This window comes from Ruegeria sp. HKCCA0235A, from assembly GCF_013033235.1.
Lineage (GTDB): Bacteria > Pseudomonadota > Alphaproteobacteria > Rhodobacterales > Rhodobacteraceae > Ruegeria.
This window is the reverse complement of sequence record NZ_WQDQ01000011.1, coordinates 117,944-131,053: the sequence shown is the minus strand read 5'-3', so window position 1 is coordinate 131,053 and position 13,110 is coordinate 117,944. Positions and strand designations below refer to the sequence as shown.

The 13,110-nt window shown below is 59.7% G+C and carries 15 protein-coding genes; 8 read left to right on the top strand and 7 right to left on the bottom strand.

The window, feature by feature from the left end; all coding sequences use genetic code 11:
• Positions 1-71: 71 nt before the first annotated feature.
• The gene (locus GOW56_RS17880) at positions 72-707 is read right to left on the bottom strand and encodes a DUF1326 domain-containing protein (RefSeq protein ID WP_171206719.1); all 636 of its coding nucleotides are present in this window, start codon (positions 705-707) and stop codon (positions 72-74) included.
• A 235-nt stretch (positions 708-942) separates the two neighbouring features.
• Between GOW56_RS17880 and GOW56_RS17875 the strand changes: the two genes are divergently transcribed.
• From GOW56_RS17875 to GOW56_RS17865, 3 genes are all read left to right on the top strand, one after another.
• Positions 943-1,215: a PepSY domain-containing protein gene (locus GOW56_RS17875; protein WP_171172001.1), complete on the top strand. Its 273-nt coding sequence runs from the start codon at positions 943-945 to the stop codon at positions 1,213-1,215.
• 23 nt (positions 1,216-1,238) lie between these two features.
• The gene (locus GOW56_RS17870) at positions 1,239-1,739 is read left to right on the top strand and encodes a helix-turn-helix transcriptional regulator (RefSeq protein WP_171206718.1); all 501 of its coding nucleotides are present in this window, start codon (positions 1,239-1,241) and stop codon (positions 1,737-1,739) included.
• Positions 1,740-1,878: 139 nt separating this feature from the next.
• A complete protein-coding gene (locus tag GOW56_RS17865; RefSeq protein WP_171117164.1) occupies positions 1,879-2,568 on the top strand; it encodes an outer membrane protein in 690 nt (229 codons plus the stop codon).
• Between the two features lie 227 nt (positions 2,569-2,795).
• Here the strand turns inward: GOW56_RS17865 and GOW56_RS17860 are convergent, their stop codons facing one another.
• A complete protein-coding gene (locus GOW56_RS17860) occupies positions 2,796-3,446 on the bottom strand; it encodes a peroxiredoxin (RefSeq protein ID WP_171117162.1) in 651 nt (216 codons plus the stop codon).
• 213 nt (positions 3,447-3,659) lie between these two features.
• Between GOW56_RS17860 and GOW56_RS17855 the strand changes: the two genes are divergently transcribed.
• On the top strand, positions 3,660-5,099 hold the full coding sequence (locus tag GOW56_RS17855; protein ID WP_171206717.1) for an aldehyde dehydrogenase family protein: 1,440 nt from the start codon (positions 3,660-3,662) through the stop codon (positions 5,097-5,099).
• Positions 5,100-5,159: 60 nt separating this feature from the next.
• Here the strand turns inward: GOW56_RS17855 and GOW56_RS17850 are convergent, their stop codons facing one another.
• On the bottom strand, positions 5,160-5,594 hold the full coding sequence (locus GOW56_RS17850; RefSeq protein WP_171206716.1) for a glyoxalase superfamily protein: 435 nt from the start codon (positions 5,592-5,594) through the stop codon (positions 5,160-5,162).
• A gap of 177 nt (positions 5,595-5,771) precedes the next feature.
• A complete protein-coding gene (locus GOW56_RS17845) occupies positions 5,772-6,623 on the bottom strand; it encodes a bifunctional helix-turn-helix domain-containing protein/methylated-DNA--[protein]-cysteine S-methyltransferase (protein ID WP_171206715.1) in 852 nt (283 codons plus the stop codon).
• 116 nt (positions 6,624-6,739) lie between these two features.
• Here GOW56_RS17845 and nth point away from each other — a divergent pair, with 116 nt between their 5' ends.
• From nth to GOW56_RS17830, 3 genes are all read left to right on the top strand, one after another.
• Positions 6,740-7,384: an endonuclease III gene (gene nth / locus GOW56_RS17840; RefSeq protein WP_171206714.1), complete on the top strand. Its 645-nt coding sequence runs from the start codon at positions 6,740-6,742 to the stop codon at positions 7,382-7,384.
• Positions 7,381-8,370 (top strand): adenosine kinase, encoded by a 990-nt coding sequence (locus tag GOW56_RS17835; RefSeq protein WP_171206713.1) that lies wholly within the window; start codon positions 7,381-7,383, stop codon positions 8,368-8,370. Before nth ends, GOW56_RS17835 begins: the two co-directional genes overlap by 4 nt.
• A 148-nt stretch (positions 8,371-8,518) precedes the next feature.
• The gene (locus GOW56_RS17830) at positions 8,519-9,217 is read left to right on the top strand and encodes a glutathione S-transferase family protein (RefSeq protein WP_171206712.1); all 699 of its coding nucleotides are present in this window, start codon (positions 8,519-8,521) and stop codon (positions 9,215-9,217) included.
• 33 nt (positions 9,218-9,250) lie between these two features.
• Here the strand turns inward: GOW56_RS17830 and GOW56_RS17825 are convergent, their stop codons facing one another.
• Positions 9,251-9,736 carry an RNA pyrophosphohydrolase gene (locus GOW56_RS17825; protein WP_171206711.1) on the bottom strand — a complete coding sequence of 162 codons (486 nt, stop codon included), beginning with the start codon at positions 9,734-9,736 and terminating at the stop codon, positions 9,251-9,253.
• 137 nt (positions 9,737-9,873) lie between these two features.
• Between GOW56_RS17825 and GOW56_RS17820 the strand changes: the two genes are divergently transcribed.
• Positions 9,874-11,901, top strand: a complete 2,028-nt coding sequence (locus tag GOW56_RS17820) for an NADPH-dependent 2,4-dienoyl-CoA reductase (RefSeq protein WP_171206710.1) — start codon at positions 9,874-9,876, stop codon at positions 11,899-11,901.
• A gap of 21 nt (positions 11,902-11,922) precedes the next feature.
• Here the strand turns inward: GOW56_RS17820 and GOW56_RS17815 are convergent, their stop codons facing one another.
• Both GOW56_RS17815 and GOW56_RS17810 read right to left on the bottom strand, forming a co-directional pair.
• A complete protein-coding gene (locus GOW56_RS17815) occupies positions 11,923-12,531 on the bottom strand; it encodes a LysE family translocator (protein ID WP_171117145.1) in 609 nt (202 codons plus the stop codon).
• A 100-nt stretch (positions 12,532-12,631) separates the two neighbouring features.
• A complete protein-coding gene (locus GOW56_RS17810; protein ID WP_152459400.1) occupies positions 12,632-13,072 on the bottom strand; it encodes a DUF4399 domain-containing protein in 441 nt (146 codons plus the stop codon).
• Between the last annotated feature and the right edge of the window lie 38 nt (positions 13,073-13,110).

Here is a 13,110-nt window from a genome sequence, read left to right as displayed (position 1 = left end):
GTCGGCGGATCTGGCGGTTCCGGGCTGGAAAGTCCGCCCCAATGAATCCGCGAAAGCCGCCTGACCGCAGGTCAGTGCGCGACACCACCGGGGCCATGTTTCAACAGGTGCCACTGGCCGTAGCTGTCTTTCAGATCCAGTTTGATCGCCGCATCGGCTCGGGTCGAGGCGCTGCCGATCTCGGCAATGGTGAATTCGATCCCACCGGGAATATCGATACGTACACGGTGTTCGCCGCCACCATGCGGGGCCTGAATCGGGCGCCCGGTCGACTTTAGAACGTCGCCAACAGTAACACTGGCCGTTCGTCCTTCGATATCCATCTCAAGCTCGATCGGCAGGTACAGCGTGTCGTGCACCGTCTCACACATGGCCCGGAACACGTACCAATGGGTTGCCATCTCTTCGGTTTCTTCGCCGTGAAAGACTTTTTCCAACGCATCGCGCTGCGCCGGTGAGGCCGCGGGGTCGACGATCACCTGCATTTCGCCGCCACCTTCGAATATTGGCCCGGGCCATGCATAGATCAACGCAGCCTTGGTTCCACTCAGATCCGTTTCGCCAAAATATCCGGAGGATATTTCAAGCACCTCGAAGCCGCGGCAATCGCCATGCGTCGGCAATTCCTCGAACTGGCAGGGGCAGGCATAGCCGCAGTTGCAGTTTCCGAAGCTTTCTCCCTCGACGTACCAATCTGTAAAAGCCATGGTTTTCTCCTGTTCAGGACAGTCAGAAAGCCCGACATCGTTGGTCACATGCCCGTATGTTTCCGCAAAACAAACTATCACAACTTGATTGCAATCTGAACCTGACGCGCGCAAACGGCCGCAAATGGCATAAACCTTGGTTCCATTCGCCCTGTTTCAACCAAAAACCAATCGCAGGTGTCCGCTGCCATCCCCAGTTCGACCGCATCGCCACAACGAAAAAAGGAGATGCGATATGGAAACCTTGAAACTGCTGACACTGACGGGATTGATCGCAACCGCACCGGTTCTTGCTTTGGCCAATGTCGGACTGGGCGACAAACTGGGCACAAGCGAAGCCGATATCCGCACGGCGCTTGAAGCCCAGGGGTACCAGATCGAAGAGATCGAATTCGAAGGTGGGAAGATCGAGGTTGAACTCACCAAGGATGGCGTGGAAACTGAACTGGTTCTGTCTGACACGGACGGGGTGGTGACAGCCATCGAGCTCGAAGAGGACGACGACTGAACCTGCAACGTCCAAGGGGCCGCATGAAAGTACCTCAAACGTCTTTGCTCTGGCTCCTTCTGGTGGTGCAGGCCCTCTGCGCCGCCTTTTTCATGACGGATGCGGTGCTGGATTGGACAGGCGGTGACGGCGCAGGGTTTCGTCACCTTCATTCGTTCGAACTGTTTCTGTCGCTGGCGCTTGTCGGCGGCCTGAGCGCCACGATCGCCCTGATCCGTTCCCAGTCCAGACGGGTGCGCGACATGCAGCGGCAACTGCAAGTGGCGCAAGGGGCCTTTGCCCAGGTCATCGAAACCCAGTTCAGCGAGTGGCAGCTCAGTGATGCTGAGCGTGACGTCGCCATGCTGACGATCAAGGGTCTTTCCATCGCGGAAATTGCCGGAATGCGACAGACGAAAGAAGGGACGATCAAGGCCCAAAGCGCTGCGGTCTATCGAAAGGCGGGCGTTTCCAGCAGGGTGCAGTTGCTCAGTTTCTTTGTCGACGAACTCCTGTCAGAACCGTTGGTCAGGGATGTGCCCTGAAACAGTGGCAGAGCCTCGTGTCTATTCACTCACACATTCCTAAAAACCTGTGAAACGAAGTGAAGGCCCGGCGCCTTTCTTTTTGGGCAAGCCTCGTCCACATCCATGGCATGCGGACTTTGGAACACTGGAGATGGTTATGTTCACGCGCCTCATTCTCGCCTCTTCGGCTCTGGCGATCAGCGCAACGGCGCTTGCCGCGCAGAGCCTGGGCGACGGCACCTATATTCACGGCTTCATCGGCTACAGCCAGCTACAGGACAGCGATTTCACCGGGACGATCGGTGGCGCGACGCAATCGGTCGATACCGAATTCGACGCAGGTTTCGGACTGGGCCTCGCGATAGGTAAGGAAATCCCGCAATGGTCCAACGATATCATCGGAACGCGGATCGAGCTGGAACTGTCTTACAGCGAAAGTGACGTGGATGGTGTGAACTTTACCGGCAATGGTCCGGGGCCCGAGGGCAATATCTCGGGCGACGTCACGCAAACCTCGTTATTTGCCAATCTGCTGTTCGATTTCAAACAGGCCGGCGCGCTGACACCGTTTGCCGGGTTTGGTCTGGGGGCCACCTATTCGGATCTGGATTTTTCTTACGGGCCGGGTGTGGCGCTGGACGATTCCGACACCACCTTGGCCGCCCAGCTGATCGCCGGCGTGGCATATGACATCAACGCGTCGACAGCGTTCACCGTTGATGCCCGTTACGCCCGTGCCTTTGATGTTTCGTCGCAGCGCCTGGCCCCCAACGGAGCTTTGACCGGCAACGTAGAGGACGATCTGGATACTTTCAGCATCAATTTCGGAATTCGCCATAATTTCTGATTGCTTCGGGTGTCAGGTTTCTCTCCGGTTTCCTGCCCCTCTTTGCCTTCGCGCCTCAGGCGCGGGGGCACCCGGAAAACCCCGAAAATACAGCACGGGTAGGACATTTCGGTGGTCGCCCGAACTGCAACAACCGCCTGCTTCATCTGGCGAAAAAATATCCTCGGGGGGAATCGTGCCAGCGGGCACGATGGGGGGCAGACAGCCCCCCTGACCCGGCAACCGGCTTACGACGGCGCTTTGGTCTTGCGCAGATAGGGGAAGATCGTTTCGAACTCGCCAAACTTGGCCTTGGCGTCTTCGTTCGACACGGTTGGCGGGATGATCACGTCTTCACCCGGCACCCAGTTGGCAGGTGTCGCAACGCCCTTGGCCGACATCTGCAAACCGTCAAGCGCACGCAGAATTTCGGCAAAGTTCCGGCCCACGGTCATCGGGTAGGTCATCGACAGCTTCAGCTGCTTGTCCGGGCCGATGATAAAGACGGAACGCACCGTGGCACTGTCAGCCGGTGTACGGCCGTCGGGCAGATATGCTTCGGCAGGCAGCATGTCGAAAGCCTTGGACACAGCCAGACCGTCATCGGCGATGATCGGAAAGCCGGGTTTGGCCTTGCCATATTCCTCGATGTCCTTCTTCCACTTTTTGTGGTCTTCGACACCATCGACCGATACGCCGATCACCTTGGTGTTGCGCGCGGCCCATTCGTCATTCAACTGCGCAACGGCCGAAAACTCGGTGGTGCAAACAGGTGTAAAATCCTTTGGGTGCGAGAACAGAATGGCCCAGCTGTCGCCAATCCAGTCGTGAAACTGAATGGTGCCCTGATCCGTTTCTGCCGTGAAATTCGGAACGGTGTCGTTGATACGCAAACCCATGGGGCATCTCCTTCTCTGTGAAAAACCTGAATCGGTTGTTTGGAACCTAATCACTTTGTGTGCAGGTTAAACCGTCCATCGCGCCTGGCGATACGGATTTCGTGGGCATTGCCCAAAAATAATTTGATCAAATTCACTATTGCTCAGCCTGTGCATGGGTGACAGAGTGGCCCCGAACAGCCGGTTTCAGGCAGACCTTCAGGAGGGCTCAGGATGATCGAAAAGCGGGATTTCTATATTAATGGTCAGTGGGTGGCCCCATCGCAGCCCAATGACTTCGAGGTCATCAACCCCTCGACCGAGGACCCCTGCGCCGTGATCTCGCTTGGCGCCGAAGCCGACACGAATGCGGCCGTTGCCGCAGCCAAGGCCGCCCTGCCGGGCTGGATGGCCACGCCAGTGGAAACCCGCATCGCGCTGGTGGAAAAACTGGTCGAACTCTATGCAGCCCGGGCAGAGGATCTGGCGCAGGCGATGTCGCTGGAAATGGGCGCCCCGATCGATCTGGCGCGCTCGGCGCAGGCGGGTGCCGGCATCTATCACCTGAAGAACTTCATCCGCGCCGCCAGGTCGTTTGAATTTGAACGCCCGCTGGGGGATCATGCGCCGAATGATCGCATCATTTACGAGGCGGTTGGCGTTGCCGCTTTGATCACGCCGTGGAACTGGCCGATGAACCAGATCACGCTCAAGGTTGGGGCTGCTGCGATTGCGGGCTGCACCATGGTGCTGAAACCGTCGGAACAAAGCCCGCTGAACGCGATGATCTTTGCCGAGATGATGGACGAGGCAGGCTTCCCGCCCGGTGTGTTCAATCTGGTCAACGGCGACGGCGCGGGTGTTGGTTCGCAACTTTCGGGCCATCCGGATGTGGACATGGTCAGCTTCACCGGCTCGACCCGCGCAGGCACCGCGATTTCCAAAAATGCGGCTGATACCCTCAAGAAAGTACATCTTGAGCTTGGAGGCAAAGGGGCCAACGTCATCTTTGAGGACGCGGACGATAAGGCGGTCAAGCGTGGGGTGCTGCACATGATGCAAAACACCGGCCAGAGCTGCAACGCCCCCAGCCGGATGCTGGTGCAACGCCCGATCTATGACAAGGCTGTGGAAACCGCGGCCGAGGTCGCAAACATGGTCAAGGTTGGCCCTGCCTCAGAGGAAGGCCGCCATATCGGCCCGGTGGTGAATGAAGTTCAGTGGACCAAGATTCAGGACCTGATCCAGAAAGGCATCGATGAAGGGGCGCGGCTGGTCGCAGGTGGCACCGGACGGCCAGAGGGGCTGAACAAGGGCTACTATGTCCGCCCCACGGTCTTTGCCGATGCAAACAACCAGATGACCATCGCCCGCGAAGAAATCTTTGGCCCGGTTCTGACCATGATCCCCTTCGACACCGAAGAAGAGGCTGTCGAAATCGCCAATGATACACCCTATGGCCTGACCAACTATGTTCAGACGCAGGACGGCGCGCGTGCCAATCGCATGGCGCGGGCGCTGCGGTCGGGCATGGTCGAAATGAACGGGCAATCGCGCAGCGCGGGCTCACCGTTCGGCGGCATGAAGCAATCCGGCAACGGGCGTGAAGGCGGCGTCTTTGGGCTTGAGGACTTCCTCGAGGTCAAAGCTGTCGGTGGTTGGGCGGCAGAGTAACTATACCTGCAAAGCAGACAGATCGGGCGGGGCAACGCGGTTGGCCCTGCCCACAACCCCCTATAGGGGCCGTACCACAAGCTGGGGTACGCCATCGGACGTGCGGCGCCGGGATTGACCGTCCCACCCAATCTCGCCGGTGACGCGCTGTCGAAATGCAGAAAAGCTTTCAAAGCGCACCACATCTACCGGCGTATCGAAATGCAGGGTCACTCGGCGACGCGCGCCATCGCCAAGCATGGTCAGACCGCGAATTTCGGCCGTGAACGCCTGACCCAGATAGCGCCCTTCAACCCGATCACCCACACGCAGATGCATCCGGTTTCCGGCCATTGCATGCAAGGTGTTCCAGTCTCGAACACCATGCTGATGGGCCAGCAGTTCCAATGCCGCGCTGTGCGACAGCGAAACGCCCTTCGTCTTCAATTCTTCCCGCAGGCGTTTCGCCTGCGCTTTCAGCTCTTCAACCGGAGCAACGGTTCGGGATCGTGTCATCATGTGCCTCGTTTCCTTGAACGGGCGCGAAGTCAGGACGGGGTTCGCATTTCCATCCGCGCGCCGGGAAAGGGCAGCAGATGCTTTTCAAACCGGGTTTCACCAAAGCCAATGGCCGCGAACGGCAGGGGACCCGAACCTGAGGTGCCTTTTGGCAGCGGCCGGGCCGTCTGTCAATCAGGCATCTGCCTGCGCCGCCTCATAGGCCAGCATGGCACGCTTGACAGGCAAGCCCCAGTGATAGCCCCCCAGACCACCTGATTTGCGCAATGCCCGATGGCAGGGGATCAACCAACTAACCGGGTTGCGGCCAACTGCCGTTCCAACGGCGCGAACGGCTTGCGGCGAGCCGACTCGCTGGGCGATCTCGGAATAGGTCGTGACCTGCCCGGACGGGATATGCATCAGCGCTTCCCACACCTTGATTTGCAAAGGTGATCCGATCAGGAAAAGCGGTGTCGGCTCCAACCGGTCGCTGGCAGCGCCAAAAGCACTCAGCGCCCAAGGACGCAGGCGCATCGGATCTTCGACAAACGTTGCCTTGGGCCAACGCGAGATCATGTTTTCCATCGCGGCCTCTTCGCCGGTCTCGGCACCGAAGGCGATGCCGCAAATGCCCTTGTCGGTACCCATGACCAGCGCAGGGCCAAAGGGGCATTCGAACCACCCCCAATAGATCGTCAGACCTTCGCCCTTGCGGGCATATTCGCCGGGGCTCATCGATTCCCACTTCAGGAACAGATCATGCAGACGCCCGCTGCCGGACAGGCCCACATTGTGGGCCGTTTCCAATGTCGTAAACCGTTCACGCAACAATGCCTTCGCATGGCCCAGCGTCAGGTATTGTTGATACCGTTTCGGTGACACTCCGGTCCAACGCGAGAACAAACGCTGGAAATGGGCCGGGCTCATATCCATCTGGCGGGCCAGTTCATCAAGGCTCAGGCTTTCACCACCCTGATCGATCAACTCGATTGCCCGGCGCATGACGTTGTAATGATAACCGCTTTCTGGGGTCTGGACGTTCATGGTTCCACCTCATCATCTGACAAAACCATAGCGCGACGGCCACGCTGCCGCGACCCGGAACTTGCGCATTGGCTTTGTGCTTGTGTCAGGGCGCGGTGGACGGCATTAAGGCCCGGATGGCAAAGCAACTCGACTATCATTCGATCCGCGAGATTTTCACGCGCTTTCAAGAGGCCGACCCGGAACCCAAGGGAGAGCTGGAGCATGTGAACGTCTATACTCTGGTCGTCGCCGTGGCCCTTTCGGCGCAGGCCACGGATGCGGGCGTCAACAAGGCGACGCGCGAGTTGTTCAAGATCGCCGACACGCCGCAAAAGATGCTGGATCTGGGCGAGGACGGCCTGATCGAGCACATCAAGACCATTGGCTTGTTCCGCCAGAAGGCCAAGAACGTCATCAAGCTCAGCCGTATCCTGGTTGACGAATATGGTGGCGAGGTTCCCAATTCCCGGGCTGCCCTGCAATCCCTTCCGGGTGTGGGCCGCAAGACGGCCAACGTGGTTCTGAACATGTGGTGGCGGCAACCGGCGCAGGCGGTGGACACCCATATCTTTCGCGTCGGCAACCGCACCGGTATTTGCCCCGGCAAGGATGTGGACACGGTCGAACGCGCCATCGAAGACAATATTCCCGCTGACTTTCAACTTCATGCGCATCACTGGCTGATCCTGCATGGCCGGTACCACTGCAAGGCGCGCAAGCCGCAATGCCCGACCTGCATCATCCGTGATCTCTGCCAATTCGAGGACAAAACCCTATGAAGACTTATCAACTGACCGGCATCGGAAATGCCGTTGTGGACGTGATTTCCCAGGCCGATGACAACTTTCTGGAGCTGATGGGCATCGAAAAAGGCATCATGCAGTTGATCGAACAGGAACGCGGCGAGGTGCTGTACGCCTCGATGGAAAGCCGAGTTCAAACGCCGGGCGGCTCAGTAGCTAATACAATTGCGGGCGCAGGCGCGCTTGGGCTGGATGCAGCGTTTATCGGCCGGGTACACGATGACGCTCTGGGCCGGTTCTATGCAGATGCGATGAACGAAGATGGCGTCGACTTCGTGAACCCGCCTGTTCCGGGTGGCGAATTGCCCACGTCACGCTCGATGATCTTTGTCTCGCCTGATGGCGAGCGGTCGATGAACACCTATCTGGGCATTTCCTCGGAACTGTCGTCTCAGGACGTTCCGGATGAGGTCGCAGGAAACAGCCAGATCATGTTCCTCGAGGGGTATCTGTTCGACAAGGAAAAAGGCAAGGCGGCATTCCTTGAGGCCGCACGTGCCTGTCACAAGGGTGGCGGCAAGGCCGGGATCGCCATTTCCGACCCGTTCTGTGTGGAACGGCATCGTGTGGATTTCCTGCTGCTGATTGAAAACGAGCTGGATTTCGTGATCGGCAACGAGGCCGAGATCAAATCCCTGTTCGAGACCGACGACCTGGAAGAGGCGCTGCGGCGCACGTCGGCGATCTGCCCGCTGGTGGTCTGCACCCGCTCGGGTGACGGGGTGACGGTTATGAACGGTGATGCTCGCATTGACGTACCGGTCGAGAAGGTCGTCCCCGTTGATGCAACGGGTGCCGGCGACCAGTTTGCCGCCGGGTTTCTGTTCGGCATGGCGACGGGACGCGATTACGAGACCTGCGCCCGCATCGGCAATGTCTGCGCCCGCGAGGTCATCAGCCATATCGGCCCCCGCCCCGAGGCGAACATGCTGGAGCTGCTGAGGGAAGAAGGGTTGGTTTGAGGACGCGGGTTTCCCGCGCCTTTCTTCGGGAAAAAATTCGGCTCGACCCTGCGAGCGCGGCCTGAACACCGGGCCGCGAAGCCCTTTTTTGCTGGCAGGGCTAGCTCTGACAGCGTTGTGCTTTTCGCATTAAAAAAGGGGGGCTGTCATGAGAGCACTGCTGTTCACGACGGGATCGCCATTTGCAAGGGCGGTCAGGATCGTTCTGGACGAACTTTCGCTGGATTACGAAAGGCGAGAGGAAATCACCACGCCCAGCGCCGAGCAACGCGCGCAGGCGACTCCGACATTGCAGGTGCCGACATTCTGGGACGGCGATCTTGTGCTGTGGGAAAACGGCACCATCGTCGAATACCTGCTGTCGACCTATCCGGACAGGCCGCAGGCCGCGCCGAAACTGGCACCCTTTGCCTTTCGGCCCGGGGACGCGCAGTGGCAGGACAAGCTGGTGTTCTCGACCATCCAGACCTTCGGCTACGCGGCCACGACCATCTCGCAAATGAAGTGGTCCGGCGTGAGCGTGGGCCAGAACGCGCATTTGCAGCGGTCGGCCGAGAAGCTGGCCCACATCCTGGGCTGGCTGGAGGACCGGCTGAGTGGCGAGGACGGTTTCGTGCCAAGCTACTTGTCGATGCAGGATATCTTTCTGGCTGCCCATGTGCGTTTCGTACAGGCAAGGCCGCTTGGGTTGGATCTGGAGCTGGACCGGTACGGCCAGGTTTCGGCGCTGCTCGACCGGCTGGATGCGCGCGACAGTTTCAAGGCGAACCCGATCTGGTGGTGGGAACCGTGGGTCATCGGCTATGAGCCCGACGGCACGCCTGTCTACGAAAAACAGAATGCCTGAGCCGGGATCCCCGCGGAATTACGACAGCGTTATTTAGCACAGGTACCCACGAAAGGCCTCCATGACGCGCTCGTAGACCTCGCGTTTGAAGGGCACGATCTCGGCGATCAGGCGCTCGGGGTCCTGCCATTTCCAGCGGGTAAACTCGGGGTGGTCTGTTTCGATGTCGATCTGGTCGTCGGTTCCTAGAAATCGCATCAGGAACCATTTCTGCTCCTGCCCGCGGAAGCGGCCCTTCCAGATCTTGGGCACGATGTCATGCGGCAGGTCATAGGGCAGCCAGCCCTCGGTCTCGGCCACGATTTCCACAAGATCACCGGTTACACCGGTTTCTTCCAACAGCTCTCGCAAGGCCGCATCACGAGGGTCTTCGCCCTTGTCCACGCCGCCTTGTGGCATCTGCCAGGCGTCCTCGAACCGGTCGTTGCGCTGGCCGACGAAGATCTGGCCCTGATCGTTCATCAGCATCAGCCCGACGCAGGGGCGAAAGGGCAGTTTGGCAATTTCTTCGGGGGTCATGCGCGGCCTCATCGTGTTGTTTCGCCCACCTCTAGCAATCACCGGCGCAACAGCAAAGAGGGTGACGTGGGGTTTCGCGTGACAAAGTTTACGCGAACGTCAATCTATCACGCAAATTCAGGAGGGAGAGTTTTGCCATGACTGTGTACCCAAACATGCTGGCACCACTGGATCTGGGCTTTACCACGTTGAAGAACCGGGTCCTGATGGGCTCGATGCATACCGGGCTGGAGGAAACCGGCGACTGGAACCGGGTGGCCGAGTTCTATGCCGCCCGCGCGCGCGGTGGCGTGGCGCTGATGGTCACGGGCGGCATCGGGCCGAACCTCGAAGGCTCGGTCCTGCCGGGGGCTGCAATGATGACCATCGACAAGGATGTGGCAAACCATTCCGTCGTCACCGACCGTGTGCATCAGGCGGGCGGCAAGATCGCGATGCAGATCCTGCATGCGGGCCGCTATGCCTATGGGCCGAAATGCGTGGCGCCCAGCCCGGTGAAATCGCCGATCTCGCCCTTCCCCCCCAACGAACTGGACGAGGACGGCATCGAGAAACAGATCAGCGACATCGTGAACGCCGCCGTGCTGGCCCAAAAGGCGGGCTATGACGGGGTCGAGATCATGGGGTCCGAGGGGTATTTCATCAACCAGTTTCTGGTGACCCACACCAACAAGCGCACCGACCGCTGGGGCGGGTCCTATGAGAACCGGATGCGCCTGCCGTTGGAAATCGTGCGCCGCACCCGCTCGGCGGTGGGAACCGATTTCATCATCATCTACCGGCTGTCGATGATCGACCTTGTACCAAATGGTTCGACCTTCGAAGAAGTGGTGCAGCTGGCGCAAGCGGTCGAAAAGGCCGGGGCCACGATCATCAACACTGGCATCGGCTGGCACGAGGCGCGGATTCCGACTATCGCCACATCGGTGCCCCGCCGGGCCTTTGCCTGGGTGACGAAGAAACTGATGGGCAAGGTGGGGATTCCGGTCATCACCTCGAACCGGATCAACACGCCCGAAGTGGCCGAGCAGGTGCTGGCCGAGGGCTGTGCCGACATGGTCTCTCTGGCGCGGCCGATGCTGGCGGATGCGGATTTCGTAGCCAAGGCGATGGTAGGTGACTCGGCCAGGATCGCGCCCTGCATCGCCTGCAACCAGGCCTGCCTGGATCACACCTTCAGCGGCAAGCTGACCTCCTGCCTGGTGAACCCGCGCGCCTGCCACGAGACCGAGCTGGTGATCGAAAAGGCCGCCACGCCCAAGCGCGTGGCCATCGTGGGCGCGGGGCCGGCGGGCCTGTCCACGGCGATGACGGCGGCGGAGCGCGGCCATGACGTGACCGTGTTTGACAAAGCCGACGAGATCGGCGGCCAGCTGAACATGGCCAAGCAGGTGCCGGGCAAGGAAGAGTTCTGGGGCTTGGTGGACTGGTACCGCACCATGCTGAACGATCTGGGCGTCAAGGTCGAACTGGGCCGCAAAGTCTGCGCCGACGATCTGGTCGGGTTCGACGAGGTGGTGATCGCCACGGGCGTCAACCCGCGCGACCCGCAGATCCCGGGCGAGGACAGCGACAATGTCGTGAACTACGTCGACGTGCTGCGCGACAAGGCCCCGGTGGGCAAATCGGTGGCCGTGATCGGCGCGGGCGGCATCGGCTTCGACGTGTCGGAATACCTGTTGGAGGAAGGCCATTCGCCCACCACCGACCTGCCCTTGTGGATGAAGGAATGGGGCGTCGCCGACCCCGAGCAGCACCGCGCAGGCCTGGCGCCCGAAGGCCCGCAGCCCGAGGCGCCCAAGCGGCAGGTCACGCTGTTGCAACGCAAGAAGCAGGCGCATGGCAAGGGGCTGGGCAAGACCACCGGCTGGATCCACCGCGCCACGCTGAAGATGAAGGATGTCAGCTTCGTGGGCGGCGTGAACTATGAACGCATCGACGACGAGGGGCTGCATGTCTCGTTCGGAGAAGAGCGCGCCGATCCGACCGTCATCAAGGCGGATACGATCGTTCTGTGTGCAGGACAGGTGCCCGAGCGGTCGCTGGCCGACGCGCTGATCGAACGCGGGATCACCCCGCATGTGATCGGCGGCGCGGATGTGGCCGCGGAACTGGACGCCAAACGCGCAATCAATCAGGGCACACGCCTTGCCGCGGAGTTCTGAAGCCACTCGTTCAGAGTGTCTTCAGTCCGACAGCGCGAGCTTTGCACCCAAGGCACCAAAAGCGGTTGCGAAACACCGCTTTATCCACGCCATCACAGCAGGGCGCCGGATCACATAGTCCCGCGCCAGTGCGGCGCATGCCCCATACCCGACAAAAACAACAAATGTCATGGCCATGAAGGCCAGCGCCAGTTTGGCCAGCTCTATTCCTGCATTTGCTGCATTCGCCGGCAGGAATTGAGGCAGAAAGGCCAGGAAGAATAGCGACAACTTTGGGTTCAAAACGTTGATCAGCGTTCCTGTCACGGCAATTCCAAAGTCGCTTTTTGCGGATTTCTCCGCCGCGACATCCATGGCACCGCCGTCCTTCAGGATACCCCATGCCATGTAGAACAAGTACAAGACGCCAAGATATTTGATGAGTTGAAACGCGACGGCACTGGTGTGCAGCAAGGCTGCAAGTCCGATGATGCTGGCCAAGGCCGCCGGAACGATCCCAAGTGTGCATCCGAAGGCTGCGGCGAGACTTGCGCGAAACCCGCGCCCAAGACCGACAGCCAAAGTATAGATGACGCCGGTACCCGGCAGCAAAACAACAATCAATGATGTGACGAAGAATTCCAGCGACATTATTACCCCCCTGCAAATGCAGGCAGATTCACTAAGTGCGCCGAAAATGTAAATGCCTTTCCATCACATGAACCGAACGGACGGTTTCAACGACCTGCGGCTATTCCACGGTGATCGTGATAACCTCGGATACAATCGGCGGGGAATGCGGCACATGCCCGGCGTCGCCCAGAACCAATTGCAGGGTGTGTTGGCCCGGCGCCAGATCCAGCGTTACTTCGGTCTGACCGCCTCCGAAGTGCATGTGATTATCGTCGGCGGGCAAACCATTTGCCAACTCATCCGCGCCATCCTCGCCTTCACCCAGCGGGGGACGGTCAAGCAACAGGTGGTGGTGCCCGGTGTTTTCTTTCTCGGTTCCGGCGGGCGCGACGCCCATGCCGCTTAGGCCAAAGACAACCGTGACCGGTGATTGCACGGTATCGCCATCCGACAGGTTGACGAAATAGACCTTTGCATCAGGATTCGATGGGGTCTCTCCTCCGGCATGCGCAAAGCCCACCGAAAGGCAAAGCGCAGCAATGGCGAAAAAGGTTCTCATGATCTCCTCCCTGGTCACAAAAATGCCATTCTCAATGT

Coding starts and splice junctions, on each gene's coding strand:
- GOW56_RS17880 (WP_171206719.1), bottom strand. CDS start 707: ATGGCTTTTACAGATTGGTACGTCGAGGGAGAAAGCTTCGGAAACTGC.
- GOW56_RS17875 (WP_171172001.1), top strand. CDS start 943: ATGGAAACCTTGAAACTGCTGACACTGACGGGATTGATCGCAACCGCA.
- GOW56_RS17870 (WP_171206718.1), top strand. CDS start 1,239: ATGAAAGTACCTCAAACGTCTTTGCTCTGGCTCCTTCTGGTGGTGCAG.
- GOW56_RS17865 (WP_171117164.1), top strand. CDS start 1,879: ATGTTCACGCGCCTCATTCTCGCCTCTTCGGCTCTGGCGATCAGCGCA.
- GOW56_RS17860 (WP_171117162.1), bottom strand. CDS start 3,446: ATGGGTTTGCGTATCAACGACACCGTTCCGAATTTCACGGCAGAAACG.
- GOW56_RS17855 (WP_171206717.1), top strand. CDS start 3,660: ATGATCGAAAAGCGGGATTTCTATATTAATGGTCAGTGGGTGGCCCCA.
- GOW56_RS17850 (WP_171206716.1), bottom strand. CDS start 5,594: ATGACACGATCCCGAACCGTTGCTCCGGTTGAAGAGCTGAAAGCGCAG.
- GOW56_RS17845 (WP_171206715.1), bottom strand. CDS start 6,623: ATGAACGTCCAGACCCCAGAAAGCGGTTATCATTACAACGTCATGCGC.
- nth (WP_171206714.1), top strand. CDS start 6,740: ATGGCAAAGCAACTCGACTATCATTCGATCCGCGAGATTTTCACGCGC.
- GOW56_RS17835 (WP_171206713.1), top strand. CDS start 7,381: ATGAAGACTTATCAACTGACCGGCATCGGAAATGCCGTTGTGGACGTG.
- GOW56_RS17830 (WP_171206712.1), top strand. CDS start 8,519: ATGAGAGCACTGCTGTTCACGACGGGATCGCCATTTGCAAGGGCGGTC.
- GOW56_RS17825 (WP_171206711.1), bottom strand. CDS start 9,736: ATGACCCCCGAAGAAATTGCCAAACTGCCCTTTCGCCCCTGCGTCGGG.
- GOW56_RS17820 (WP_171206710.1), top strand. CDS start 9,874: ATGACTGTGTACCCAAACATGCTGGCACCACTGGATCTGGGCTTTACC.
- GOW56_RS17815 (WP_171117145.1), bottom strand. CDS start 12,531: ATGTCGCTGGAATTCTTCGTCACATCATTGATTGTTGTTTTGCTGCCG.
- GOW56_RS17810 (WP_152459400.1), bottom strand. CDS start 13,072: ATGAGAACCTTTTTCGCCATTGCTGCGCTTTGCCTTTCGGTGGGCTTT.